The sequence below is a fragment of the uncultured Candidatus Pelagibacter sp. genome, assembly GCF_943788075.1.
Lineage (GTDB): Bacteria > Pseudomonadota > Alphaproteobacteria > Pelagibacterales > Pelagibacteraceae > Pelagibacter.
Map to the genome: position 1 here is coordinate 386,957 of NZ_CALSOW010000001.1, position 22,908 is coordinate 409,864.

Genomic DNA, 22,908 nt, shown 5'->3' on the forward strand with positions numbered 1-22,908 from the left:
AATCTTCTGTTTACTCTTTATCTTCTTCTTTTTTCTTTAAATCATCAGAAAGTGATGAGAAAGGTAAGTTTTTACCAGAACCTTCAGATCCATATTTATCTAAAGCTTCTTTTTTCTCAATTTCTTCTAACAGTTTGATACTTAAAACTACTTTTCTCTTATCTATTTGAATTTCTTTTATAGCTACATCAACTTTTTCACCACCAGTCCATCTTGATGGTCGTGCATCTGCTGCATTGATGGCAATTTCTGATTTTTTAATTTGAAAATCCATTTCACAATTTTCAGGTCTAACCGTTAAACTTTTGTTGTCAGTGGAAATTACTTTTACAGTGATAGTTTGATTTTTCTTTTTATCGTTAAAGTAATCAAATGGATCTGCTTGAGTTTGTCTTAAACCAACTCTAATTTTTTGTTCAGAAGCTTTTACTTCTAATACTTTAACTTTAACTTTATCACCTTTTTTATACTTTTCTAACTCTTCTTCACCATTGTTAAGATAAGTTAAATCATTGCAGTGTAAAAATGCATCTATATCTAAATCTTCAACTTTTACAAATAGTGAGTATTCATTTTTATTCACAACTTCACCTTCAACAATTGTTCCAACTGGATATTTGGTTTCAAATGTTTCAAATGGGTTATCTTGAGTTAATCTATGTGAGATCGCAACACGTCTTTTATCTTTATCAATTTCAGTGATTATACAGTCTATTTCATCTCCAACTTTAAACATTTTCTTAGCTGAAATATTTTTCTTAGTCCAGCTTAACTCACTTGAGTGAAGTAGTGTTGTAAGTCCTGGCTCTAATTCGCAGAATGCACCAAAGTCCATTAGCTTAACAACTTTAACTTTATAAATTTTATTTAACTCATAGTTTTCAATATGTTCAAAAGGATCTGGAGATAGTTGTTTAACTGAACAACCAACTTGTAGTTTTTCTTTATCTACAGTGATTACTTTTAAATCATGTTTTTCACCAATGTTAAAAACTTCATCTGGATGATTAACTCTTGAATACGAAATTTCTTGTAAGTGAACTAAAACATCTAACTCACCATTAACATTAAAGAAACATCCAAAAGAACTATAGCCTTTAACTTCTGCACCCTTGATGATGTCTCCAACTTTATATTTTTCAATAATTTTTGCTTTGTCTTCTTTTTTAAATGAAGAGATTATTTCTCTTCGTGATACACAAGCATTTCCTCTAATCTTATCTAATTTAATTAAAGCAAATTTTTGAGGCTCATTCATTAAATGACTAATATCTTTTAATGGTTTGTCACTTATTTGTGATCCGGGTAAAAACATTAGAGAACCAGTATCAATATGTTCTACAATACATCCACCTTTACATTTTGATGTAATTTTACCCATGATTGGTTCATTCTTTTCATAAGCTTCAACAAGCTTGTCCCAACCTTTAATTTTTTGAGCTTTGCTAGCAGAAACTAGCACTTCACCATGTTTATCTTCAATTTTTTCTAATAATACTGGAATAGTTTCACCAACTTTTATTTTTTCTCCAAGACCCATGCTTTTTAGTTCATTAACATCAAGAACTGGTTCACTTTTTAAGCCTTCAACAAATAAAAAAACAAATTTCTCTGTAATTTTGTTAATTTTACCTTCTATGATTTTACCTTCTTCAATTTGGATTTTAGAGAGTTGGCTATTAAGTAATTTTTCGAATTCTTGTGATGCTGGATTTGAAAGATCTTTGTATATTTCCATTAAGTATTAATTTTCCTGTCTATAATTTTTTTTAATTTTAAAAAACACGCTCTTTTAGTAAGTTTCGATGTATTTAGCAACACTGAATCTTTAGTTTTCTTCAAAGGTGATATTTTACGATTATAGTCACTTTTATCCCGTTTTTTAATACTTTTTAGTACGTCTTGAAAAGAAATTTCCTTCTTAAGACTTTTTAGCTCTTTATATCTTCTAAGGGCTCTTGTTTTTACATTTGCTGTTATAAAAAATTTAAAATCAGCATCTGGTACGATATTGTAAGTGATATCTCTTCCATCAAGACATGATCCTTTATAGTTTTTCGGAGGATTATAGGCAAAATTTAATTGAAAAGAATGAACAAGTTTTCTTGTACTTTTCACTTTTGAAATAATTGACGCTTCTGTTCCAACTTCATCTGATAGCAAAGCTTTATTTGCAAGATCTTTTACTTTGAGAGTTTTAATTTTAGATTTGATAAAGCTTTGATTAAATTTTTTAGGAAATTTAATTTTTAGATAGGCAATCATTCTATAAATTTTTCCAGTATCTAAATAAAAAAGATTGTAATGTTTGGATATTGCTTTTGCTAATGTCCCTGCTCCTGCAGCAGCTGGAGAGTCGATTGCAATTTTAATGATATTTTTTCTTTTAATCATTATCTTTTTAAATCATTTATTATATTCAAGAACGTAGGAAAGGAAGTTTTAATAGAGTCTTTATCATGAATACTCCATGTTCCCCCCAAAGCTGAGGCCGCGATTACACTTGTCATGAAAACTCGATGATCTTTTAGATAATCTTTAATAACAATCTTTTTATTAATTTTTAATTTAGGGTTACCATAAATCTTTATTGAGTTATCAGTTGTTATTGTTTTAATTCCCATTTTACTTAAAATTTTTGCACCCCATTTCAATCTAGGACTTTCCTTCTGATTAAGCTCACCAATATCTTTAAAGTAAGAAACTCCACTTGCTTTAGCAGCAACCAAAAAAATTATTAGAAATTCATCAATAGCCCCACTATTTAATTTGGATGGACAATTAATTGCTTTTAGCTTTTTTGTGCTAATAATTGATATATCAGCTACAAGCTCACCTTTATAATTCTTTTTATTCTTAAACTGAATATTAACACCCATTTTTTTTAAAATAGTTATTATGCCAATCCTGGATGGATTAATGTTTATATTTTTAATCAACAATTTTGAGTTATTTGATAGAGCAGTTAAAACAATAAAAAAGGCAGCAGAACTTATATCTGAAGGTATTTTGTAATTTAAAGGTTTTATTTTTTTAATTTTTTCAACTTCTATTAGATCATAATTTTTCTTCTTTTTAACTTTTAAAGGAAGCTTAAGATATTTGCACAAAAGCTCAGTATGATTTCTGCTTGGTTTGGCTTTGATAAAAGTTTTACCTTCTGTTTTTAAACCTGCTAAAATAATACTACTTTTTACTTGAGCTGAACCTTTGTTTTCTAAATAATTAATTGGCAAAGGATTTTCACTTCCTTTTATTGTTAAGGGCAATCCTTTATTCGTTAGTTTGATATCTGCACCAAATTTTTTTAATGGCTCTGCAATTCTATTAAAATCTCTTTTAGACAAACTTTTGTCACCAATAATTTTAATTTTATGAGGCGTATCAATTAATAAACCCATAATTAATCTTCCCAAAGTACCAGAATTTTCTGAATTAATTGTTATGTCTTTTTTATACTTGTAGCCTCTTGGTCCATTACTAGTAATTGTACAATAATTTTTATTTAATTTTACTTTAGCACCTAGTTTTTTTACTGCATTGATTGCAGCCAGAACATCTTCTGATAAAAGTAAATTATAAGCCTTGGATTTACCTTTTGCGATTGAAGAAAATAAGACCCATCTAATACTTAAACTTTTATCACCCGAAACAATTATACTCTTACTAAAATTTTTAATCGTATTTCTTACAATGATGTGATTGGGCATAAAATTTATTTATAATTAAATGAGTCGCCAAAATAAGCACTCTTAGCATCAATATTATTCACTAATTCTTGGGGAGAACCTTCTGCAACAATTTTACAGTTACTTAGTATCATTGCTTTATCAACACAAGCCAATAAGTCCCTTGCTTGGTGATCACATATGCAAATTGTGATATTTGACTCTTTTTGTAAATTAACAATTATTTCTTGCAACATTTTAATTGTCAAAACATCAAGTGCTGCAAAACATTCATCCAAAAGGAGAACTTTTGGATCACTCAGTAATGATAAAGCAATAACTAATTTTTTCTTTTGCCCTCCTGATAAAAATTTAGCCTTAACATTTTTTAAATTTTCTAATTCAAATTTTGAAATTAAGGAATTTATTTTATAATCTTCATTTCCTTTATCATTAATTACAATTTCAGCGATTGCTTTTAAATTTTGATATAATGTTAGATCATTAAAAAAACCACCATATTGAGGAACATAACCTATATGAAATTTTTTTGTTCTTAAATAAATTGGGTAATCTAAAACATCTGTATTATTTAATTTAATTTTTCCACTATTTGGTGGAATAAGCCCAGTTATTAAATTGAAAATTGTGCTTTTCCCAACTCCATTTGGGCCAAGCATTCCAAATATTTGACCTTCGTTGATTTTAAAATTTATATTATCTAAAATTAATCTACTTCCATATGAAAGGTTTATATTTTCAAAAGAGATTATAGGGCTAGGTTTTTTGTGAGATTTAATTCTAAATTTTTTTATTAATCCCATCTTATTCCATATTCTTTATGTTAACTTTATTTTTTGAGTCATACATATAAATTTTTGTATTTTTTGTTTTCATATCATATTCAAGCACATCAGCTTTCATTGTGTTTTCTAAATTTTTGTAGACAACATCTCTTGAAATAATAAGCAAATTGTCTAACATTGAAAAATCTAGATAATCGCCTGTTATTATATTGTCAACATAATCTATTTTTACATTTTTTGAAAAAATTGTATCATAATTAATCGTGTTATATTTGCCATAATTAGAGGTGATTATGATAAGTTCAGAATTTTTAGCTAATTTGATATTGGCTGTGACATCAGTTAGAAAGATAATATCACTATTATTTAAATCAATTTCACCCATTTTTGCTACAAGAATATATTCGTTACCTTTTAAATCTTTGGATGTATAACTTATATCTTTGATTATATTTGAGTTGTAAATAACTTCTTCCTCAATAGCAGTCTTAATATCAGCTGTATTTGTTCATTTGTATTGTCATCAGTTGTATTTGTTACATCAGATATCAAATTATTACTTTTTTTAAAATATTTAGAATAAATAAACCAGGTGAATATTATTAAAATTAATATCAATAATATTTTCAAAAAATTTATTTTTTTCATCAATCAATATTTGATTGCAAAATATTATGTATATGAAGAACACCTATCGTTTTAAACTTGTTTTTTTTATCATGTACACAAAGCGAGGTAATTTTTTTTTCATTCATTAGCGCCAAAGCTTTTGCTGCTAGAGATTGTTTATCTATGCTTATCGGGTTTTTTGTCATTATTTTTGTAACATTCATCTCATTTAAATTTTGTTTTTTTTCATTGTAGCGCCTAATTTGACCATCAGTAATTATACCAGTAGTTTTTTTTTGTTTATTTTGAACGATTAAAACTCCTAGTTTTTTATTGCTCAATATTTTGATAGCATTCTTCATATCTAAATTTTCTTTCACAAAAGGAATTTTGTTTCCTGTTAACATTATATCTTCAACAGTTTTTAATTGAGCTCCAAGACTACCAGCAGGATGTATTTTTTTAAAATCAAATTTACCAAATTTTTTATATTGCATAGCTGATATTGCCAATGCATCTCCTAAAGCTAGCTGAGCTGTAGTACTTGAAGTTGGCACGATACCACCTGACTCTTTTACCTCAGGAATTATAAGCTTAATATCTGATGCTTTGTATAAAATAGAGTCTCTTTTTGACATAATTCCGATCAGCATAATTTTATTTCTATTTGCATATTGAATTATATTTCTAAGCTCACTAGTTTTACCTGAGTAGCTTATTAAAATTAAAATATCTTTTTTTGAAATACTTCCTAAATCACCATGAGAGGAGTCACTTGCAGATAAATTGAAAGATGGAGTTCCAACAGAAGATAAAGTAGCAGATATTTTAGCTGCTATCAATCCGCTTTTACCCACGCCGCACAAAATTACTTTAGATTTACATTTTGCAATTTCGATTACAGCTTTATTAAATGAATTATCAATTTTTTTTTTTAACTTTTGTAATGCTTGAATTTCAAGATCAATTACTTTTTTTGCTAGGGGTATGAATTTTTTAGTCATTAGTGGGACCAGATATCATCCTTAAATAATGCTAAGTCTAAGTTTACTCTAGTTTTTAAAAATTTTAAGCAATCCTTATAAAGGTCTATTCTATTTTCTCTTTCTAATATTTTATTTAATTCTACATGTATTTTGTGCAAATATATCACGTCATTAGCACAATATTTTAGTTGTGCTGGAGAAAGTTCACCACCAAAATCTGAACTTTGAAACTGTTTACTTATATCAATATTAATAAATTCTTTTATCAATGTTTTTAATGAGTGACTATCAGAGTATGATCTTGCTAATTTTGATGCAATTTTAGTATCAAGAATATTATTAGTTTCTGTTTTTAAATAATATTTGATATGAGCCATGTCTGCTCTTCCATAATGGAATATCTTTGTGGTATTTTCATCAGCAAGTAATTTTGTTAAATTTGGAGCATTGTAATTCTTCCTATCAAATTGAATTATGTGAGCATCAGAATTTCCTGAAGATATCTGGATTAAGCAAAGAGGATCTCGTCTGACATTCAGACCCATAAACTCACCATCAACAGCTATTAGATTGCCTAAATCTAAATCATCTGGTAAATCATTTTTGTGAAGTTGAATATTATTACTCATTTCTAAACATATATAATGGAATTCAAATGAAAGCAAAAAATTGTCTAATTTTTGGTGGCAGTGGTCAAATTGGTCGAAACTTAATTAGGAAGTTAACAAAAAATAACTATAGAGTAACAGTTGTTACAAGAAATATTCATCAAAAGAGCTACATAATTAAAACCCAGGCTAATGCTGGCTATATTGATGTAGTAGAAGCTAATATTTTTGATGAAAATAAAATTAGAAGTCTTTTTAAAAAAGCAGATATTTGCATAAATTTAATCGGAATTTTGTTTGAAAAAAAAAGAGGCAATACATTTACAAATATTCACTCTGTTTTGCCTTCATTGTTAGCTAAACTCTGTAAAGAATACAATCTTAAGCATTTTATTCATTTATCAGCTTTAGGAATAAATGATGCAATAGACTCTGATTATGCAAAAAGTAAATTAGAGGGAGAAGGAAATGTGTTAAAAAATTTCCCATTAGCTACAATCTTAAGACCATCAGTAGTGTATTCTGTAGATGATAACTTTACTACTAATTTTATGACCTTACTAAATAGGTTGCCAGCTTTTCCAATTTATTATGAGGGAAAGACAAAATTTACACCAATTCATTGTTCTGATTTAACTGATACTCATTTATCATGTTATTTCTAAAAATATTTATTCAAAAATAATTGAATGTACTGGTCCGGAAATTATAACATTTAAAGAGCTCCTAGAAAAATTACAGATATTAATTGGTAAAAAAAGAATTTTGTTACCTTTCCCTTTGCCAATTGCTGAGTTGACAGCTAGATTTTTTGAAATGCTACCAACCCCGTTACTTACAAGAGATCAATTGAGATTACTAAAATATGATAATGTTACATCTGGAAAATATAAAACTAATTCAGATATAGGAGTTCCTAGCGTTAGGTTATTTGATCAGGAAGTTAAAAAGTATTGCTACATGTGGAGAGAGGGTGGGCAATTTTCGACTGAAAAATATTTATAAAAAAAGATTTAGAAAATACTAATAATTAGTTTTTAGGCAGATTTTATTTTTTTCTCAATAAATTCTGGCACTTCTTCTTTATCTGCAACTTCTTCTTTTTTACCTTTAGGTTGATAAGCATACAAAAGATGAAGCTTACAATAAGAAAAGTCTTTTAATGAAGATCTTCCACAAAAATAAAATGATTTTTCGTCTGGATGTCCAATAGGCCATTTACATGAGCTTTCATCTAATTCTTCTAATTGTTTAGGATTTTCTGGTTCAAAGTCTTTTTCAATAATTAAAGATTTAAATTTACTTTTTCGCCCTCTTTTGCTTTTAATATTTTTTTCTTCTAAGGAGTTTTCAAAATTTTGATTTGAGGTAGCTGCTCTTGTTTTAATTTTTGCTGAAAGGTTTAATCTGTGGGCTTTACCAATCACTGCATTTCTACTAATACCCCCGATAATCTCCGCAATTTGACTCGCAGTGTTTCCTTTGCCCCAAAGTTCTTTTAATTTGTTTACTTTTTCTTCGTTCCAGCTCATATCAATATGTTGTATAATAGTTTATAAAAACAACAATATACTGATACATTGAGAAATTAAACAAGCAAAAACTCAGAGTTATCAACAAAAATAAATTAAAATTGGTTTACAGATATTTTCAATCATAACTTGTATCTAATAATTAAAATTTATAAAAACTGATTAAAATTATGAGCTATTTAGCAAAAAATTATAATAGAAAAAAAATTTCATTTAAATATGGAAAGGGAAGCTTTTTATATTCAACTAATGGAAAAAAATATTTAGATTTCGTTCAAGGTATAGCTGTAAATTCTTTGGGTCATGCGCACCCTAAATTGGTGAATGCCATAAATAAACAATCTAAAAAACTTTGGCACGTGTCAAATGCATTTCAAATTCCAGAAGGAGAAATTTTAGCTAAAAAACTTGCAAAAAAAACTTTTGCTGATTTTGTTATGTTCCAAAATAGTGGTGCAGAAGCAACTGAGGCAGCAATAAAAGCTGCAAGAAGATATTTCTATTCAATTGGAAAACCTAAAAAAAATAGAATCTTATGTGTTAAAAATAGTTTTCATGGAAGAACTTTGGCGGCAATATATGCAAGTGGTTCCAAAAAAATGACTGAAGGTTTTGGACCAAAAGTAACTGGTTTTGATCATTTTGATTTTGGTAATCACAAATCTTTAAAAAAGAAAATTACAAAAAATACAGCAGCTATAATGGTTGAAACTATTATGGGCGAAGGAGGTATAAAAGTAATTCCAGATTGGTGCTTAAGAGAGCTAAGAAAAATTTGTGATAAAAGAAATATTTTATTAATATTGGATGAGGTTCAATGTGGAATTGGAAGATCAGGTGATTTCTTTGCTTATGAAAAATCTAAGGTAAAACCAGATATTGTTCCAATTGCAAAAGGTATTGGGGGTGGATTTCCAATAGGAGCACTTCTAATGAATAAAAAAGTTGCATTAGGAATGACAGCTGGGACCCATGGATCTACTTTTGGTGGTAACCCATTAGCAATGACGGTTGGTAATTCAGTAATGGATGTAATTTCAAATAAAAAATTTTTAAAAAATGTAAAAGATATTTCAAAATATTTTTTTTTAAATCTTAATAAAATTAAAGATGAGTATCCAAATATTATCAAAGAAATAAGAGGCAGAGGTTTATTAATTGGAATACAACTTAAATCAAATCAAGCAATATTTATAAAAAAGCTTATGGATAATAATTTATTAACAATAAGAGCTGCTGAAAATGTAGTTAGAATTTTACCACCGCTTAATGTAAAAAAGAGTGAAATTAACCAATCACTTAAAATAATAAAAAAAGTTTGTTCAGAATTAAATTAAAATGAAACATTTTATAAATTTGAAAGATATACCCGCAAAAGATCTTAGAAAAATTATTATTGATGCAAAAAAAAGAAAAAACCTTAGAAAAAAGTTAAGCACTTTAGAGGTTGATAGAGGGTCTCCATTAAAAGGTAAAATGCTTATTCAAATGTTTGAAAAAGCAAGTTCTAGAACAAGAATAAGCTTTTATTTAGCAATAAAGCAGCTTGGGGGAGGAACTTTAACTCTTAGATCCAATGAATTACATCTTGGTCAAGGTGGTGAAAGTATATCTGATACAGCTAAAATATTGTCAACTTATGGTGATGGTTTTATGTTAAGAACAGATAGTGATAACAAGATTGAAGATTTTAAAAAATATTTATCAATTCCAATAATAAATGGCTTAAGTCCATCTTCACACCCAACTCAAGTTTTATCTGATGTTTTTACTGTTGAAGAAATAAAGAAAAAACCAGATTTCTAAATTAAATATTTGCTGGATTGGAGACTCCAATAATGTTTTAGACAGTTTAATTGCAGCATCTGTAAAATTTTCATTTAAACTTAGTATTGGTTGTCCAAAAAATTTTGAACCAGGTAAAGAAGTTAGAACTTGGGTTAAGAATAATAATAAAAAAATATTTATTTATAATGATCCTAAAAAAGCTGTTATTGGAGCAGATGTTATATTTTCAGATAAAGTTATATCTCTTAATGACAAAGGTAATAAAAAGAAAAAAATTGAACAATTTAAAAAATTTAAAATAGATGCAAAACTAATGAGTTATGCAAAAAAAGATTGTATTTTTCTTCACTGTTTGCCTCGTGGATCTGAAGTAACTGATGAGAGTTTTTTTAGGAAAAAAATCTCACGTTTGGCAACAAGCTCTTAATAGAGTTCATGTTCAAAAAAGTATTTTATTATATTGTTTTGGAAAATTAAGGTAGTGGTATTGGGCTATCTGAATTTTGATTTAAATATTTTATAACTGAGGCTCTATCTTTTTCTTTTCTTAATCCGGCAAATGCCATTTTTGTTCCCTTAATCCATTTAGCAGGTTTTGTTAAGTAGCCGTTTAGCTCTTCAAGTGTCCATTCTTTGTCAAATGATGCTAAAGCCTTAGAATATTTATAATCTGTAACTGCTCCAGTTTTTCTTCCAACTACATTATATAAAGCAGGACCAATATTATTTTTTCCACCTTTAACAATAGAGTGGCATGCAGCACATTTTTTAAAAACTTTTTCACCTAAAGCAATATCTCCCATCGCCATCAATGCAGCTATATCAACTTTTTCTTCTACAGCTTTCTCTGTTGTTGATGATACTTTTGTAGCCTGTTCCACTTCAACTGCATATCCAGGAGTTTTAGGTTTTTCCACATGAAATATGACGTTTGATAATTTACCAATACCAATGATTAAGAGTGCAACCATTAGCACAGCAGCTACTATTTTATTAATTTCAAAAGAATCCATTTTTCTAAATATTATGTTGGAACATATATCACGATAAATTGAAAAATTACTAAAATTTAATGTATAAATTTGCCTCTACTTCTATTTAATAGGTATAATATTAATTCAATTATTAATGAAAACATTAACCATTATACCCTCACGATTGTCAGCAACCAGGTTGCCTGGAAAGCCTTTGTTAAAAATAAATGATTTATCAATTATATCTCACGTATTTAGAAGAGCTCAGGAGGCAAATATTGGTGATGTTGTTGTTGCAGCGGAGGATCAAGAAATAGTAGATGATGTTATCAAAAATGGAGGTAGAGCCATTTTAACAGGCAAAAATCATAAAACTGGAACTGATAGAATTTACGAGGCGTTGCAAAAATTAGAGCTAAAAGATGTAGATTTTATAATGAATCTACAAGGTGACGAGCCAGCAATTAATATTGAGGACATTATAAGTCTTAAATAAAAAAATGGTTAGCAATCAATCTAATATGGGTACTCTTGCTGCTAAAATGAAAGATCTCAAAGACTCTAGATAATGAAAATATTGTTAAAGTTGTAACTAGCAAAAATTTAAACAATCAAGAGTTTTCTGAAGGCAAATAATTTTTTAAGAACATCGATGAGAAATAGATAATATTTATCACCATATAGGAATTTATTGCTATTCAACTGAAACATTAAAAAAATTTGTTAGACTTAAATCAATCAAAAAATGAAATTGAAAATAGATTAGAACAGTTGAGGGCATTAGATAATAATATTGATATAAATGTTGCTCTTGCCGCATTCTTCTCCAATAGGAGTTGATACAGAGGAAGATTATCTAGCCTTAAAAAAAATTATGGAATATAAAGTTTAATGGCAAAAATTTATTTTCAGGGTACTTTTGGGGCATACTCACATTTAGCTGCATTAGCAGTTGATCCAGATGCAGAAATAATCACCATGCAAAACATTTGATGATTGTTTTAATAAAGCAAGTCTTGAACCAGATTGTAAAATAATTATTCCTGAATCTAATAGAATTACAGGAAATATTGGCATTGAATATTTAATATTCAAACATAGACTAAATATATACAAAGAGCATTTTCAAAAAATAGAACATAATTTATTAGGTCATACCTGGTGCAAAGCTTAGTGATATAAAAGAAGTGTATTCTCATGCACAAGGTTTGTCTCAATGTTCTAAATTTATAAAAGAAAATAATATAGCTGAGCATATTAGAGCAGACACGGCTGGATCTGCAGAAATGATTTCAAAAACCAAAAGATATTAAGCAAGCTGCAATAGCATCCTCTTTAAGTGCTGAAATTTATGGACTAGATATTGTTAAAAAAAATATTGAAAATGAAAGTGGTAATTTAACAAGATTTTTAGTAATGGGTAAAAATATTTCTCAACCTGAATTTGGAGAGAATAAATATATTACTTCTTTTTTATTTAAACTTAAAAGTAAGCCTGCCGCCCTTTATCAATCTTTAGGTGGATTTGCGATCAATGGTGTAAACTTAACTAAACTACAAAGTTATCCTGAAAAAAATACTTTCGATTCATTCTTTTTTTTGTGTGATTTGGATGGCCATATTGAAGACCCAAAAGTCCAAAAATCTTTAGAGGAGCTGGGCCTTCATTGTGAGGATTTTCACGTCTTAGGTGTTTTTGAGGCTGATAAGTTAAGAGAGAAAAAAAATTAATCTTTTCTTGTAGAATAGAAAATATAACTGCTATAATAGTTTTGGAGGCTAGAGGTGGATGCTGCTTGAACCCGACCAGATCCTAACGGAAGCAGTCGTAGAGACAGTTATTCAGGTTCTAGTCTCCTTAAAATAAATTAAATGAACAATAACTCTAAAGTATTAGCATTAAAGTATAGACCACAAACTTTTGATGATCTTATTGGTCAAGAAGTAGTGGCTGAAACTATAACAAATTCAATCAAAGTCAGATAAAATTCCTAATGCTTATCTTGTTCACTGGAATAAGAGGAATTGGCAAAACTACAACTGCCAGAATTGTTGCTAAAGGCACTTAATTGTTTAAATGGTATAGAAAATTTGTGCAAAGAAAGATTTGTGCGATAATTGCAAATCTATTGCAGACTCTAGCCATATTGATGTGCTTGAGATGGATGCTGCAAGTAAAACGGGCGTGGATGATGTAAGAGATCTAATTGAATTTTCTAGATATGGTCCAACATCAGCAAAATATAAGATTTTTATAATTGATGAAGTTCATATGTTAAGCAAACAAGCATTTAACGCTTTGTTAAAAACTCTTGAGGAGCCACCAGAATATTTAAAATTTATTTTTGCAACTACAGAAATTAAAAAAATACCTATTACTGTGGTTTCACGGTGTCAAAGATTTGATTTGTCTAGAATTAAATCATCAGAATTATTTGAGTTTATTAAAAATATAAAAGAAAAAGAAAATGGTAAAGCATCAGATGAAGCTTTAAAATTAATTGTAAAAATATCTGAAGGATCTGTAAGAGATGCTTTATCTTTATTAGATAGAGCTTTGCTAAGCTTAGATGAAAAAACAGAACTAGATCTTAATGCTGCCCAAAAAATTTTTGGATATTTTGATAAATCTCAGTTAATTAACTTATTTGAATTAATATTAAGAGGTGAAGAGGAAAAAGTTATTAATATCTATAGAAAAATTTACGATCAAGGAGTTGAGCCAAAAGTATTTATTAATGATTTTTTAGAGATACTTTATTACTTTAAAAATATAAATTCATTATCTTTAGAAAGTACAAATTTTTCTCTTAATGATGAGGAATTTTCAAAAATTAAAGATATTTCTAATCAGGTAGACTCTGAAGTTTTAATTTTATTTTGGCAGTTTGCAATATCTTCACTTGAAGAATTAGATATAGTTTCTAATCAACATTTATCAATTGAAATGTTTTTAATAAGATTAATGCATTTAAGTTCAATTAAGTTAAATAAATATTAGATCAAGATGAAAGCAATGAAAATTTGAGATAATCATAAACCAAAGAAGAAAACAACAATAATTTTAAAGATAATTCAAGAACTGTTAGATCAAATAAAAAATATAGCTCAAGAGGAAAAACAGAAACCAGAAGCCAAACCAGAGATAAAAGCTATTGATAAAAATTTAATTAATTCTTTTGATGATCTTCTAAACGTCTGTACTTCAAAAAAAGAAATTAAATTAAAATATGAATTAGAAAAAAATGTAAATCTTGTAAAATTTGAAAGAAATAGAATTGAAATTTCTTTTAATGATAATTTAGATAAAGATTTTGTAAAAGATCTTTCTTCAAAACTCTATGAATGGACTGGAGAAAGATGGATAATTACTTTAGTAAATCTAAAGGTGAGATGTCAGTTAAAGAAAAACAAAAAAATAAAAAAGATGAATTAATGAATGAAGTTAAAAGTTTAGAAATTTATAAGAAAGTAATGGAAAAATTTCCTGATGCAGAACTTATAGATGTTAAGTTGAACGAAAAAAAAGAGGATTAAAATGACTGATTTTACAAAGATTTTAGATAAGGCGAAAGAGCTAGAGGCTAAAATGAAAGAAAGCCAAGAAAAAATTAAAGAAATTAAAGCTGAAGGAGTTTCAGGTTCTAATTCAGTTAAAATTACTCTTGATGGTGAAGGTGAAATGCAAAAAATTGAATTATCTGAATGAAATTATTAAAGAGGATAAAACAATAATTGAGGATTTAATTGTTGCTGCTCATAATAGTGCAAAATCACAACTGAAAACAAAGACCACTGAAGAGATTTCAAAAGCCACAGGAGGTTTTGGAATTCCTGGTTTCAAATGGCCGTTATAATTAATGCAGAATATTAGTGAGATTGAGGAATTAATTAAATTAATTTCAAAGCTTCCGGGTCTAGGGCCTAAGTCAGCTAAAAGAATAGTTCTTAAACTTATTAATAATCGAGATGAATTAGTAAAACCTATGGCTAGCACATTAGCTCAGGTTTACAAAAATGTAACCAGGTGTAATTCGTGTGGTTCATTAAAATCTAATTTAAATGGTTGTGTTAATTGTGAAAGTTTAAAAGAAAAATATACCAAAGATTTGTGTTGTTGAGGATATTGCTGATCAATGGTCAATTGAAAACTCAAATATTTTTCAAGGATACTTTCATATTTTAGGAGGAACCATTTCTTCTGTTGGTCAAAGAAAAGAAGATCTTTTAATTAATTCTTTAGTCGAGAGAGTAAATAGAGATAACATAGAGGAAGTTATACTTGCAACAAGTGCAACTGTTGAGGGACAAACTACAGCTTATTACATTCAAGACAGCCTAAAGAATACTAATGCTAAAGTTACTAAATTAGCTCAAGGATTGCCTGTAGGTGGTGAGATTGAAAGTTTAGATGATGGAACGTTATTTTCAGCTTTTAAAAATAGATCTAACTCTAAATTCTAATTCAGATTAAGTTTCTTTTTTAATCTGTTTTGATGTAGCATAGTGGTTCAGTATAGCCTGAGGGTTGCTCTTTACCTTTGAAAATTAAATCACATGCTGTTTTAAATGCTAAAGATCGATCAAAGTCATCACTCATCTTAACATATTTTGGATCATCTTTATTTTGATTATCTACAATTTTCGCCATTTCTTTCATTATTTCTGTAACTTGAATTTTAGTGGTTATTCCATGATGTATCCAATTTGCAATGTGTTGTGATGAAATTCTAAGTGTTGCTCTATCCTCCATCAACCCAATATTATTAATATCTGGAACTTTAGAACATCCTACTCCTTGATCAATCCATCTAACTACATAGCCCAGTAATGTTTGTGCTGAATTTGATATTTCATTATTAATATCTTCCACTGACCAATTTGGTCTATTTGCAACAGGTACTGTTAAAAGGTCATCTAGTTTTGCCTTTTCTCTTTTTTCAATATTTTTTTGTTCATCAAAGATATTTATTTCATGATAATGTAATGAATGCAAAGCAGCTGCTGTTGGGGACGGGACCCAAGCACAATTAGCTCCTGCTTTTAAATGTCCTGTCTTTTGTTCCATCATATCTTTCATCTTATCTGGCATTGCCCACATTCCTTTTCCAATTTGAGCCTTTCCTGATAAACCACACTTTAATCCAACATCAACATTGTTATTTTCGTATGCTAAAATCCATTTAGAAGATTTCATATCTCCTTTCTTGATCATTGGCCCAGCTTCCATTGAAGTGTGCATCTCATCACCTGTTCTGTCTAAAAACCCAGTGTTAATAAAGAAAACTCTATTTTTTAGAGTTCTTATACATTCTTTTAAATTTGATGATGTTCTTCTCTCTTCATCCATAATTCCTATTTTGCAAGTGTATTTTTTTAAACCCAATACTTCCTCAACTTTGGAAAAAATTAAATCTGTAAATTCAGTTTCATCTGGTCCATGCATTTTTGGTTTTACTATGTAGATCGAGCCAGTTCTTGAATTTGTTTTATTTTTCAAATCATGAATTGCTGCAGCTACAGTGATAAACGCATCCATAATACCTTCAGGAACTTCGTTACCATTACTTAAAATTATAGATGGATTTGTCATTAAATGACCTACGTTTCTAACTAATAATAAACTTCTTCCATGTAATTTAAGTCCCTTACCATCTTTCGAAACATAACTTCTGTTAGGATTTAGTTTTCTTTCAAATAATTTACCATCTTTTTCAAATTGTGTTTTAAGATTACCCTTCATCAAACCGAGCCAGTTTCTATAACAAATAACTTTATCCTCAGCATCCACAGCGGCAACGCTGTCTTCGTTGTCACAAATTGTTGATACTGCAGCTTCCAAAATTATATCACTTATTCCTGCATGATCTTGTTGAGCGCTAAAAGCTCTTGGATCTCTTAAAACTTCAATATGTAAGTTGTTATTTTTTAATATAATTGCAGAAGGGTTATCGGCCTCACCTCTATGGCCAATAAATTTTTGTTCTTCAGCTAGATCAAATATATCAGCACCTTTAAGAGTTTTTAGTTTACCTTCTTTAACAGCTATACTTGTAATTTTGTGCCAACTAAGATTTTTAAGTGGAAAATGATTATCTAAAAAATCTCTTGAATATTTAATAACCATCTCTCCTCTCAAAGGATCATATCTTTCAGACACACTATCTTCAGATTGTTCTATAACATCAGTTCCATATAGACTATCGTATAAACTCATCCATCTTGCATTTGCTGCGTTAAGAGCATAACGTGCATTCATAATCGGTACGACTAGTTGTGGGCCAGCTATTTTTGTTATTTCATCATCTACATTTTCTGTTTCTATTGAAAAATCTGCTCCTTCTTCTTTTAAATATCCAATTTCAAGTAAAAAATTTTTATATTCATCTAGTTTAATTTCATTACCTTTGTTTTTAATATGCCATTCATCAATTTTTTTTTGTAAAGTTTCTCTTAAGCTAATTAACTCTCTATTTTTAGGTTCAAGTTCATTAACAGTTTTCTCAAAACCTAACCAAAAATTATCTGATGAAATACCTGTGTCTGTTAAAAGCTCTTCGTTAACAAAATTTGATAAGCTTTCTGAAACTTTGAGAGTATGAATATTTATATATTTATCTGGCATAGCACTTTTGTTACCCCATCTGTATTTTTGCCTGAGAGTTTTGCTCCTTCGGCGGAAATTAATCTCTTTCCAGAGTGTTATGCTTTGATCGGTCCTTTTGCCTGAGAGTTTCCGGGGTGGTTGCTCCTTCGGCGCTAAAATATTGTTAGTCTCTCCCGATTTAAAATTTGTATAGTTTAAATATTTGAAGTCAATTAATAATGCTAAAATTTATTTAAAATTAACATTTTATTGCCTTTTTTATAATTTAACTTTCTAATATAAACATTTCATGAAAAATTATCTTAATTTTGAAACTGATATAAAAAATTTAGAGATCGAGATAGAAAAATTAAAAGACCCATATAATCAAGATGGTCTCTCGGAGGTAGATACTCAAAAAATTTCTAGTACACAAGCTGAACTTGATGAAAAATTAAAAGATATTTACTCTAACCTTGACCCCTGGCAAACCACTATGGTTGCTCGTCACGAGGATAGACCAAAATCTAAGTTTTTTATTGATAACTTGTTTGATGATTTTATTTCTTTATCAGGAGACCGTTTTTATGGAGAGGATAAATCTGTTTTAACAGGATTTGCTAAATTTAATGGCAGTTCAGTTTTAGTAATAGGTCAAGAAAAAGGTGAAAATTTAGAAACTAGAATTGAAAGAAACTTTGGGATGATGAGACCTGAAGGATATCGTAAAACAATTCGATTAATGAATTTAGCTAATAAATTTAATATTCCAATAATATCATTTATTGACACACCAGGAGCGTATCCAGGGGTTGGAGCAGAAGAAAGAGGTCAAGCAGAAGCTATTGCTAAATCAATTGAGTGCTGCATGGAACTTAGTGTTCCAACTCTAGCAATTATTATTGGAGAGGGAGGATCTGGAGGGGCAATTGCTTTAGCATCGTCAAATAAAGTTATTATGTTAGAAAATGCAATTTATTCTGTAATTTCTCCAGAAGGGTGTGCAACTATTTTATGGAGAGATCCTAAAAAAATGCTTGATGCTGCAAAAGCTATGAAGCTTTCGGCAAAAGATTTATTAGAATTAAAAGTTATTGATGAGATAATTCCTGAGCCACTAGGTGGAGCTCATAGAGATAAAGATCAAATGTTAGATAATTTAAGAGATTCTATTTCAAAAAATTTAAACTACTTTAAAGACTTATCATCTGAAGAAATTATGAATGAAAGAAAAAATAAGTTTTTAAAAATTGGAAGAAATCAAGGATTTATTAGTAATTCGGAAGATTTAAGCACACTTACAATTAAGAATAATAATTTTGATAAAATCTTAAAATCAAAAAAAATTTTAATTGGTTCAACAATTATAGGTTTAGTTTTATTGCTTGTTGCTTTTAGTCTGTTCTAAATTTTATAAAGCACCACAGCAATGCTTAAATTTTTTACCAGATCCACATGAGCAAGGTTCGTTTCTTCCAATTTTTTTCCCACTTTTAATTTGATCCACCATTGATTTTTTGTTTCTTCTGGTTGCTCTGTAACAACTTTTAAATTCATTAGAATGGTTACAAAATCTAATTTTAATTTATCAAGGAGGTTAGAAAATAAATCAAAAGCTTCTTTTTTGTACTCAATTAAAGGATCTCGTTGTCCATAAGATCTTAATCCAATTACCTGTCTTAGTTGTTCTAAATATTGAATATGGGATTTCCAGTTAAGATCTATTGATTGTAAGAAAATTCTTTTTTCAATTTCTTTTGCATGATCTTCGCCTAAAATTTTTATTCTTTCTTCTCTAGTTTTTGAAAATTTATTAATAATTTTTTCCCTTAGATCACTATCTTTCACAGAAATTAATTCTTTTAACTCCGAATCATCAAAACTTTTACCAACAATTAGTCTTAGACGATTACTAAATTCATTACTTTTGGGATTTGATAAATTTTGTATTTTTAATTTGATGATATCTTCAATTATTTCCTTTAAAAATTCATCAGAATAGTCAAATATGCTTTGACTATTCATTGCATTTTTTCGTTGAGAAAATACGACATGTCTTTGATCATTTAAAACATTATCAAATTTTATTAGGTTTTTTCTAATGTCAAAGTTTCTAGCCTCAACTTTTTGTTGAGCTCTCTCTAAAGCTTTATTAATCCATGGGTGATCTATACTTTCTCCATCTTTAAGTCCCAATTTTTCTAGCATTTTATTCATAGACTCTGATCCAAAAATTCTCATTAGATCGTCTTCAAGACTTACATAAAAAATTGAGCTACCTTCATCGCCTTGTCTTCCAGCCCTTCCTCTTGCTTGATTATCAACTCTTCTTGACTCCATTCTTTCAGTTCCAACCACAAATAAACCACCTAAAGATTTTATTTTATTTTTATCTTGTTTAAGTTGAGTCTCGTCGATAGATCCTTTTTTACCACCTAGCTGAATATCTACACCTCTTCCAGAAATACTTGTTGTTATAATCACTGATTTTTCTTTACCTGCATTAGCTATAATTTCTGCTTCATTTTCATGATTTTTAGCATTTAATACAACATGCTTAATATTTTTTTTATTTAACAAGGTTGAATAAATTTCAGATTTGTTAATGCTAGATGTGAAAATTAAAATAGGTTGACCAGCGCTATGACGCTCAACAATGTTTTCAACAATTGAGTCATTTTTTTCATTCTCAGTTCTAAAAATTTGATCATTATAATCTTTTCTAATCATTTCATTATTAGTAGGGATAATAACAACAGTTAAATTATAAATTTCAAAAAATTCTTCAGCTTCAGTTGCTGCAGTACCGGTACATCCAGATATTTTTTTGTAAAGTTTAAAATAATTTTGATAAGTTATTGAAGCCAAGGTCTGATTTTCAGCTTGAATATTTATTCGTTCTTTTGCTTCTAACGCTTGATGTAAACCATCTCCAAATCTTCTTCCTTCCAGTATTCTACCTGTGAGTTCATCTATAATTTTTAAGCTTTCATCTTTAACAATATAATCTTTACCTTTTTCAAATAAATGATTAGCCCGAAGTGCTTGATTAACATGATGAACTAGATGTAAATTTTCTGGATCATAAAAGTTATTATTTTTTAAAATACCAGCATTAGAAAAAATTCTTTCTACATTATTAATTCCATCATTAGTTAAAAGAATACTTTTTTCTTTTTCATCTATTTCATAATCTTTATCACTTAACTGTCTTACTAGTTTGTCAATAGCAAGATACTGGGCAGTTTTATCTTCAGCTGAACCAGATATGACCAATGGAGTTCTAGCCTCATCGATTAGACAAGAATCTATTTCATCAACAATAGAAAATGAATGTTCTCTTTGAACCATTTCATTTTCTGAAAATTTCATATTATCTCTAAGATAATCAAACCCTAGTTCACTGTTAGTTGCATAGGTGATATCACAATTATAATTTCTCTTTCTTTCATTATCATCTTGATCGTTATTGATGTAGCCTGATGTTAAACCTAAAAAGTTATATATTTGACCCATTTCTATGGAGTCTCTTTTTGCAAGGTAATCGTTCACAGTAACAATATGAACACCTTTTTCAGTTAGAGCATTTAAGTAAGCAGCTAGAGAAATTGTAAGAGTTTTTCCTTCCCCAGTTCTCATTTCAGCAATCTTCCCCTCGTGAAGAACAACTCCTCCTATAATTTGAACATCAAAGTGTCTTTCATTTCTAGTTCTTTTTGAGGCCTCTCTCACCAATGCAAAAGCCTGTGGCAAAAGTTCATCCAAGGTTTTTCCTTGCTTAATTTTTTCTTTATATTCTTGAGTTTTTTTTGGGAAATCTAAGTTATCAAGTTTTTTAAATTCATCCTCAAGTGAATTTATTGTTTTTACAATTTTACCAATTCGATCTAACTCTTTTTGATTGCTAGATTTAATAAATTTTGTAATTAAATTTAATGGGTTAAACATGAGTATTTGATTTATTGTTTACTTATATTGTTTAATATATGAATTAAATAATTATTTTAAACACTATGGGAATTAATTTATCAAATTTTTTATCTTCTAAATCAAAAAATGCTAGAATGATCGATTTTCAAGACCTAGATCATGTTGATGGTCTGTCTATTTCTGTAGTAAGTGCAAATTTGTACAATGATAATAGAGATGACTTATCTATGTTTTATTTTAGAGATGGAGCAAATTATGCTTCAGTATATACGAGGTCAAAAATAGTATCTGAGAATATTAAATGGAATCAAAATCAAAACAGCAAAAGAATTTATTCTCTTCTAGTTAATACCCGGAATGCTAACGCTTTTACAGGCAAACAAGGATATTTAAGTTTAAAAAAATTGTCAGAAATTATTTCATCTGAATTAACAAAAAAACAAGAGCAAGATGAGGATATCTCAAAAAAAATTACTCCAAAAGATATAATGTTTGGTTGCACAGGAACTATAGGGGAACCTTATCCCTATGAGAAAATTTCTTATCATATTCCAAATTTAATTAATAAAATTAAATATACACAAAATAAATTTATTTGGATGAAAGCCGCACTTGGTATTATGACAACTGATACTAAGCCAAAGTTAGCAATGGAAGAATGTACAATTGGAAATAAAAAAATTAAGATTTATGGAATAGCAAAAGGCTCAGGCATGATCCATCCTAATATGGCAACTACATTAGCTTATATTTTCACAGATGCTAATCTGTCTAATAATATTTTAAATAAGCTACTTAAAAAAAATATAACAACGACTTTTAATGCCATAACTTGCGATGGGGATACAAGTACTAATGATATGGCGACTATCTTTGCAACTTGTAAAGCAGATAACGTTCAAATTAAAAATATAAATGACAAAAAGATACAAAATTTCGATAAGGCGTTAAATAGTGTTTTGTTAAATTTGGCAAAAAGGGTAGTTTTAGATGGAGAGGGATCTTCAAAGTTTGTGACGGTTAATGTTAAAAAATGTAAATCAGAAATAGAAGCAAAGCAGATTGGTCTTTCAATTGCCAATTCCCCATTAGTTAAAACTGCAATTGCTGGCGAAGATCCTAACTGGGGTAGAATAATTATGGCAATAGGTAAAGCTGGACCAAAGATAAATTTGAAAAAACTTTCAATTAAATTTGGAAATTCGAAAATTGTTCAAGATGGAAAATTACATCAGGGTTACGATGAATCAAGAACTTCTGAGTATATGAAAAATGACAATATCGATCTTCATGTTGAAATTTTTACTGGAAAGAAAAGTTTTACTGTTTACACAATGGATTTTACAAAAAAATATATTGATATTAATGCAGATTACAGAAGCTAGTTGTATTAAAAATTTTACTATAATTATTAATTCTAT

At 28.6% G+C, this 22,908-nt stretch carries 25 protein-coding genes, 3 pseudogenes and 1 riboswitch; of the genes and pseudogenes, 16 read left to right on the plus strand and 12 right to left on the minus strand.

Features of this window, described 5'->3' with window-relative positions; translation table 11 throughout:
• Positions 1 to 10: 10 nt before the first annotated feature.
• The 7 genes from Q0X98_RS02270 to Q0X98_RS02300 all read right to left on the minus strand — a co-directional run bounded on the left by Q0X98_RS02270 (position 11) and on the right by Q0X98_RS02300 (position 6,698).
• The gene (locus Q0X98_RS02270) at positions 11 to 1,738 is read right to left on the minus strand and encodes a S1 RNA-binding domain-containing protein (protein ID WP_297681004.1); all 1,728 of its coding nucleotides are present in this window, start codon (positions 1,736 to 1,738) and stop codon (positions 11 to 13) included.
• Positions 1,738 to 2,394, minus strand: a complete 657-nt coding sequence (cmk, locus tag Q0X98_RS02275) for a (d)CMP kinase (RefSeq protein ID WP_297681006.1) — start codon at positions 2,392 to 2,394, stop codon at positions 1,738 to 1,740. The genes Q0X98_RS02270 and cmk overlap by 1 nt, the downstream gene beginning before the upstream one ends.
• Positions 2,394 to 3,710 carry a 3-phosphoshikimate 1-carboxyvinyltransferase gene (aroA, locus tag Q0X98_RS02280; RefSeq protein ID WP_297681008.1) on the minus strand — a complete coding sequence of 439 codons (1,317 nt, stop codon included), beginning with the start codon at positions 3,708 to 3,710 and terminating at the stop codon, positions 2,394 to 2,396. The genes cmk and aroA overlap by 1 nt, the downstream gene beginning before the upstream one ends.
• Before the next feature lie 5 nt (positions 3,711 to 3,715).
• Complete coding sequence (locus Q0X98_RS02285) at positions 3,716 to 4,492, minus strand: ATP-binding cassette domain-containing protein (protein ID WP_297681010.1); 777 nt, start codon at positions 4,490 to 4,492, stop codon at positions 3,716 to 3,718.
• A 1-nt stretch (position 4,493) separates the two neighbouring features.
• Entirely contained in the window at positions 4,494 to 4,859 is a 366-nt protein-coding gene (locus Q0X98_RS02290) for a hypothetical protein (protein ID WP_297681012.1), read from the minus strand.
• 262 nt (positions 4,860 to 5,121) lie between these two features.
• Positions 5,122 to 6,087, minus strand: coding sequence for a KpsF/GutQ family sugar-phosphate isomerase (locus Q0X98_RS02295; RefSeq protein ID WP_297681014.1), 966 nt, complete (start codon positions 6,085 to 6,087; stop codon positions 5,122 to 5,124).
• On the minus strand, positions 6,087 to 6,698 hold the full coding sequence (locus Q0X98_RS02300) for a ribonuclease D (RefSeq protein WP_297681016.1): 612 nt from the start codon (positions 6,696 to 6,698) through the stop codon (positions 6,087 to 6,089). The genes Q0X98_RS02295 and Q0X98_RS02300 overlap by 1 nt, the downstream gene beginning before the upstream one ends.
• Positions 6,699 to 6,724: 26 nt before the next feature.
• Between Q0X98_RS02300 and Q0X98_RS02305 the strand changes: the two genes are divergently transcribed.
• Complete coding sequence (locus Q0X98_RS02305; protein ID WP_297681018.1) at positions 6,725 to 7,342, plus strand: complex I NDUFA9 subunit family protein; 618 nt, start codon at positions 6,725 to 6,727, stop codon at positions 7,340 to 7,342.
• Positions 7,343 to 7,493: 151 nt separating this feature from the next.
• Positions 7,494 to 7,682 (plus strand): hypothetical protein, encoded by a 189-nt coding sequence (locus Q0X98_RS02310; protein WP_297681020.1) that lies wholly within the window; start codon positions 7,494 to 7,496, stop codon positions 7,680 to 7,682.
• 32 nt (positions 7,683 to 7,714) lie between these two features.
• Here Q0X98_RS02310 and Q0X98_RS02315 read toward each other — a convergent pair whose 3' ends face one another.
• Positions 7,715 to 8,209: a GcrA family cell cycle regulator gene (locus tag Q0X98_RS02315; protein WP_297681022.1), complete on the minus strand. Its 495-nt coding sequence runs from the start codon at positions 8,207 to 8,209 to the stop codon at positions 7,715 to 7,717.
• A gap of 170 nt (positions 8,210 to 8,379) precedes the next feature.
• On the opposite strand from Q0X98_RS02315, the gene Q0X98_RS02320 reads away from it, so the two are divergent.
• From Q0X98_RS02320 to Q0X98_RS02330, 3 genes are read left to right on the plus strand one after another with little or no spacing between them, the layout of a single operon-like run.
• The gene (locus Q0X98_RS02320; RefSeq protein WP_297681024.1) at positions 8,380 to 9,546 is read left to right on the plus strand and encodes an aspartate aminotransferase family protein; all 1,167 of its coding nucleotides are present in this window, start codon (positions 8,380 to 8,382) and stop codon (positions 9,544 to 9,546) included.
• Position 9,547: 1 nt separating this feature from the next.
• Entirely contained in the window at positions 9,548 to 10,015 is a 468-nt protein-coding gene (locus tag Q0X98_RS02325) for a hypothetical protein (protein WP_297681026.1), read from the plus strand.
• A 49-nt stretch (positions 10,016 to 10,064) separates the two neighbouring features.
• Positions 10,065 to 10,424, plus strand: coding sequence for a hypothetical protein (locus tag Q0X98_RS02330; protein ID WP_297681107.1), 360 nt, complete (start codon positions 10,065 to 10,067; stop codon positions 10,422 to 10,424).
• A gap of 46 nt (positions 10,425 to 10,470) precedes the next feature.
• Here Q0X98_RS02330 and Q0X98_RS02335 read toward each other — a convergent pair whose 3' ends face one another.
• Complete coding sequence (locus Q0X98_RS02335) at positions 10,471 to 11,010, minus strand: cytochrome c family protein (RefSeq protein WP_297681028.1); 540 nt, start codon at positions 11,008 to 11,010, stop codon at positions 10,471 to 10,473.
• A 115-nt stretch (positions 11,011 to 11,125) separates the two neighbouring features.
• Here Q0X98_RS02335 and Q0X98_RS02340 point away from each other — a divergent pair, with 115 nt between their 5' ends.
• The 9 genes and pseudogenes from Q0X98_RS02340 (at position 11,126) to recR (ending at position 15,435) form a co-directional block, all read left to right on the plus strand.
• Positions 11,126 to 11,467, plus strand: coding sequence for a hypothetical protein (locus Q0X98_RS02340; protein WP_297681029.1), 342 nt, complete (start codon positions 11,126 to 11,128; stop codon positions 11,465 to 11,467).
• A 540-nt stretch (positions 11,468 to 12,007) separates the two neighbouring features.
• Positions 12,008 to 12,145 carry a hypothetical protein gene (locus Q0X98_RS07465; RefSeq protein ID WP_338140424.1) on the plus strand — a complete coding sequence of 46 codons (138 nt, stop codon included), beginning with the start codon at positions 12,008 to 12,010 and terminating at the stop codon, positions 12,143 to 12,145.
• Positions 12,146 to 12,158: 13 nt separating this feature from the next.
• Complete coding sequence (locus Q0X98_RS02345; protein WP_297681032.1) at positions 12,159 to 12,284, plus strand: prephenate dehydratase domain-containing protein; 126 nt, start codon at positions 12,159 to 12,161, stop codon at positions 12,282 to 12,284.
• A 103-nt stretch (positions 12,285 to 12,387) separates the two neighbouring features.
• Positions 12,388 to 12,702, plus strand: a complete 315-nt coding sequence (locus Q0X98_RS02350; protein ID WP_297681034.1) for a hypothetical protein — start codon at positions 12,388 to 12,390, stop codon at positions 12,700 to 12,702.
• Positions 12,703 to 13,078: 376 nt separating this feature from the next.
• On the plus strand, positions 13,079 to 13,972 hold the full coding sequence (dnaX, locus tag Q0X98_RS02355; RefSeq protein WP_297681036.1) for a DNA polymerase III subunit gamma/tau: 894 nt from the start codon (positions 13,079 to 13,081) through the stop codon (positions 13,970 to 13,972).
• Positions 13,973 to 14,188: 216 nt separating this feature from the next.
• Positions 14,189 to 14,508 (plus strand): annotated as a pseudogene (locus Q0X98_RS02360) (hypothetical protein).
• A gap of 1 nt (position 14,509) precedes the next feature.
• Complete coding sequence (locus Q0X98_RS02365; protein ID WP_297681038.1) at positions 14,510 to 14,680, plus strand: YbaB/EbfC family nucleoid-associated protein; 171 nt, start codon at positions 14,510 to 14,512, stop codon at positions 14,678 to 14,680.
• Positions 14,664 to 14,828: a YbaB/EbfC family nucleoid-associated protein gene (locus tag Q0X98_RS02370; protein ID WP_297681040.1), complete on the plus strand. Its 165-nt coding sequence runs from the start codon at positions 14,664 to 14,666 to the stop codon at positions 14,826 to 14,828. The genes Q0X98_RS02365 and Q0X98_RS02370 overlap by 17 nt, the downstream gene beginning before the upstream one ends.
• A 3-nt stretch (positions 14,829 to 14,831) precedes the next feature.
• A pseudogene (gene recR, locus Q0X98_RS02375) lies at positions 14,832 to 15,435 on the plus strand (recombination mediator RecR).
• Positions 15,436 to 15,454: 19 nt separating this feature from the next.
• Here recR and Q0X98_RS02380 read toward each other — a convergent pair.
• Positions 15,455 to 17,596: a malate synthase G gene (locus Q0X98_RS02380; RefSeq protein WP_297681042.1), complete on the minus strand. Its 2,142-nt coding sequence runs from the start codon at positions 17,594 to 17,596 to the stop codon at positions 15,455 to 15,457.
• Between the two features lie 79 nt (positions 17,597 to 17,675).
• Positions 17,676 to 17,764: riboswitch (glycine riboswitch) on the minus strand.
• Positions 17,765 to 17,867: 103 nt separating this feature from the next.
• On the opposite strand from Q0X98_RS02380, the gene Q0X98_RS02385 reads away from it, so the two are divergent.
• Entirely contained in the window at positions 17,868 to 18,965 is a 1,098-nt protein-coding gene (locus Q0X98_RS02385) for an acetyl-CoA carboxylase carboxyltransferase subunit alpha (RefSeq protein ID WP_297681044.1), read from the plus strand.
• Positions 18,966 to 18,968: 3 nt separating this feature from the next.
• Here Q0X98_RS02385 and Q0X98_RS02390 read toward each other — a convergent pair whose 3' ends face one another.
• Together Q0X98_RS02390 and secA are read right to left on the minus strand one after the other, a co-directional pair.
• Positions 18,969 to 19,067, minus strand: a complete 99-nt coding sequence (locus Q0X98_RS02390; protein WP_297681109.1) for an SEC-C metal-binding domain-containing protein — start codon at positions 19,065 to 19,067, stop codon at positions 18,969 to 18,971.
• Between the two features lie 68 nt (positions 19,068 to 19,135).
• A pseudogene (secA, locus tag Q0X98_RS02395) lies at positions 19,136 to 21,505 on the minus strand (preprotein translocase subunit SecA); the annotation flags it as partial.
• Positions 21,506 to 21,570: 65 nt separating this feature from the next.
• On the opposite strand from secA, the gene argJ reads away from it, so the two are divergent.
• A complete protein-coding gene (argJ, locus tag Q0X98_RS02400; protein ID WP_297681046.1) occupies positions 21,571 to 22,872 on the plus strand; it encodes a bifunctional glutamate N-acetyltransferase/amino-acid acetyltransferase ArgJ in 1,302 nt (433 codons plus the stop codon).
• The last annotated feature ends 36 nt before the right edge of the window (positions 22,873 to 22,908 follow it).

Excerpts from the sequence above, each read along its gene's own strand:
- Q0X98_RS02325 (WP_297681026.1), top strand. The coding sequence starts at position 9,548 with ATGAAACATTTTATAAATTTGAAAGATATACCCGCAAAAGATCTTAGA.
- Q0X98_RS02310 (WP_297681020.1), top strand. The coding sequence starts at position 7,494 with ATGCTACCAACCCCGTTACTTACAAGAGATCAATTGAGATTACTAAAA.
- Q0X98_RS02340 (WP_297681029.1), top strand. The coding sequence starts at position 11,126 with ATGAAAACATTAACCATTATACCCTCACGATTGTCAGCAACCAGGTTG.
- Q0X98_RS02385 (WP_297681044.1), top strand. The coding sequence starts at position 17,868 with ATGAAAAATTATCTTAATTTTGAAACTGATATAAAAAATTTAGAGATC.
- Q0X98_RS02285 (WP_297681010.1), bottom strand. The coding sequence starts at position 4,492 with ATGGGATTAATAAAAAAATTTAGAATTAAATCTCACAAAAAACCTAGC.
- argJ (WP_297681046.1), top strand. The coding sequence starts at position 21,571 with ATGGGAATTAATTTATCAAATTTTTTATCTTCTAAATCAAAAAATGCT.
- Q0X98_RS02350 (WP_297681034.1), top strand. The coding sequence starts at position 12,388 with ATGGGTAAAAATATTTCTCAACCTGAATTTGGAGAGAATAAATATATT.
- Q0X98_RS02305 (WP_297681018.1), top strand. The coding sequence starts at position 6,725 with ATGAAAGCAAAAAATTGTCTAATTTTTGGTGGCAGTGGTCAAATTGGT.
- Q0X98_RS02290 (WP_297681012.1), bottom strand. The coding sequence starts at position 4,859 with ATGGGTGAAATTGATTTAAATAATAGTGATATTATCTTTCTAACTGAT.
- Q0X98_RS02320 (WP_297681024.1), top strand. The coding sequence starts at position 8,380 with ATGAGCTATTTAGCAAAAAATTATAATAGAAAAAAAATTTCATTTAAA.
- Q0X98_RS02365 (WP_297681038.1), top strand. The coding sequence starts at position 14,510 with ATGACTGATTTTACAAAGATTTTAGATAAGGCGAAAGAGCTAGAGGCT.
- Q0X98_RS02295 (WP_297681014.1), bottom strand. The coding sequence starts at position 6,087 with ATGACTAAAAAATTCATACCCCTAGCAAAAAAAGTAATTGATCTTGAA.
- Q0X98_RS02270 (WP_297681004.1), bottom strand. The coding sequence starts at position 1,738 with ATGGAAATATACAAAGATCTTTCAAATCCAGCATCACAAGAATTCGAA.
- Q0X98_RS02300 (WP_297681016.1), bottom strand. The coding sequence starts at position 6,698 with ATGAGTAATAATATTCAACTTCACAAAAATGATTTACCAGATGATTTA.
- Q0X98_RS02390 (WP_297681109.1), bottom strand. The coding sequence starts at position 19,067 with ATGGTGGATCAAATTAAAAGTGGGAAAAAAATTGGAAGAAACGAACCT.
- aroA (WP_297681008.1), bottom strand. The coding sequence starts at position 3,710 with ATGCCCAATCACATCATTGTAAGAAATACGATTAAAAATTTTAGTAAG.
- Q0X98_RS02335 (WP_297681028.1), bottom strand. The coding sequence starts at position 11,010 with ATGGATTCTTTTGAAATTAATAAAATAGTAGCTGCTGTGCTAATGGTT.
- Q0X98_RS02380 (WP_297681042.1), bottom strand. The coding sequence starts at position 17,596 with ATGCCAGATAAATATATAAATATTCATACTCTCAAAGTTTCAGAAAGC.
- cmk (WP_297681006.1), bottom strand. The coding sequence starts at position 2,394 with ATGATTAAAAGAAAAAATATCATTAAAATTGCAATCGACTCTCCAGCT.
- Q0X98_RS02315 (WP_297681022.1), bottom strand. The coding sequence starts at position 8,209 with ATGAGCTGGAACGAAGAAAAAGTAAACAAATTAAAAGAACTTTGGGGC.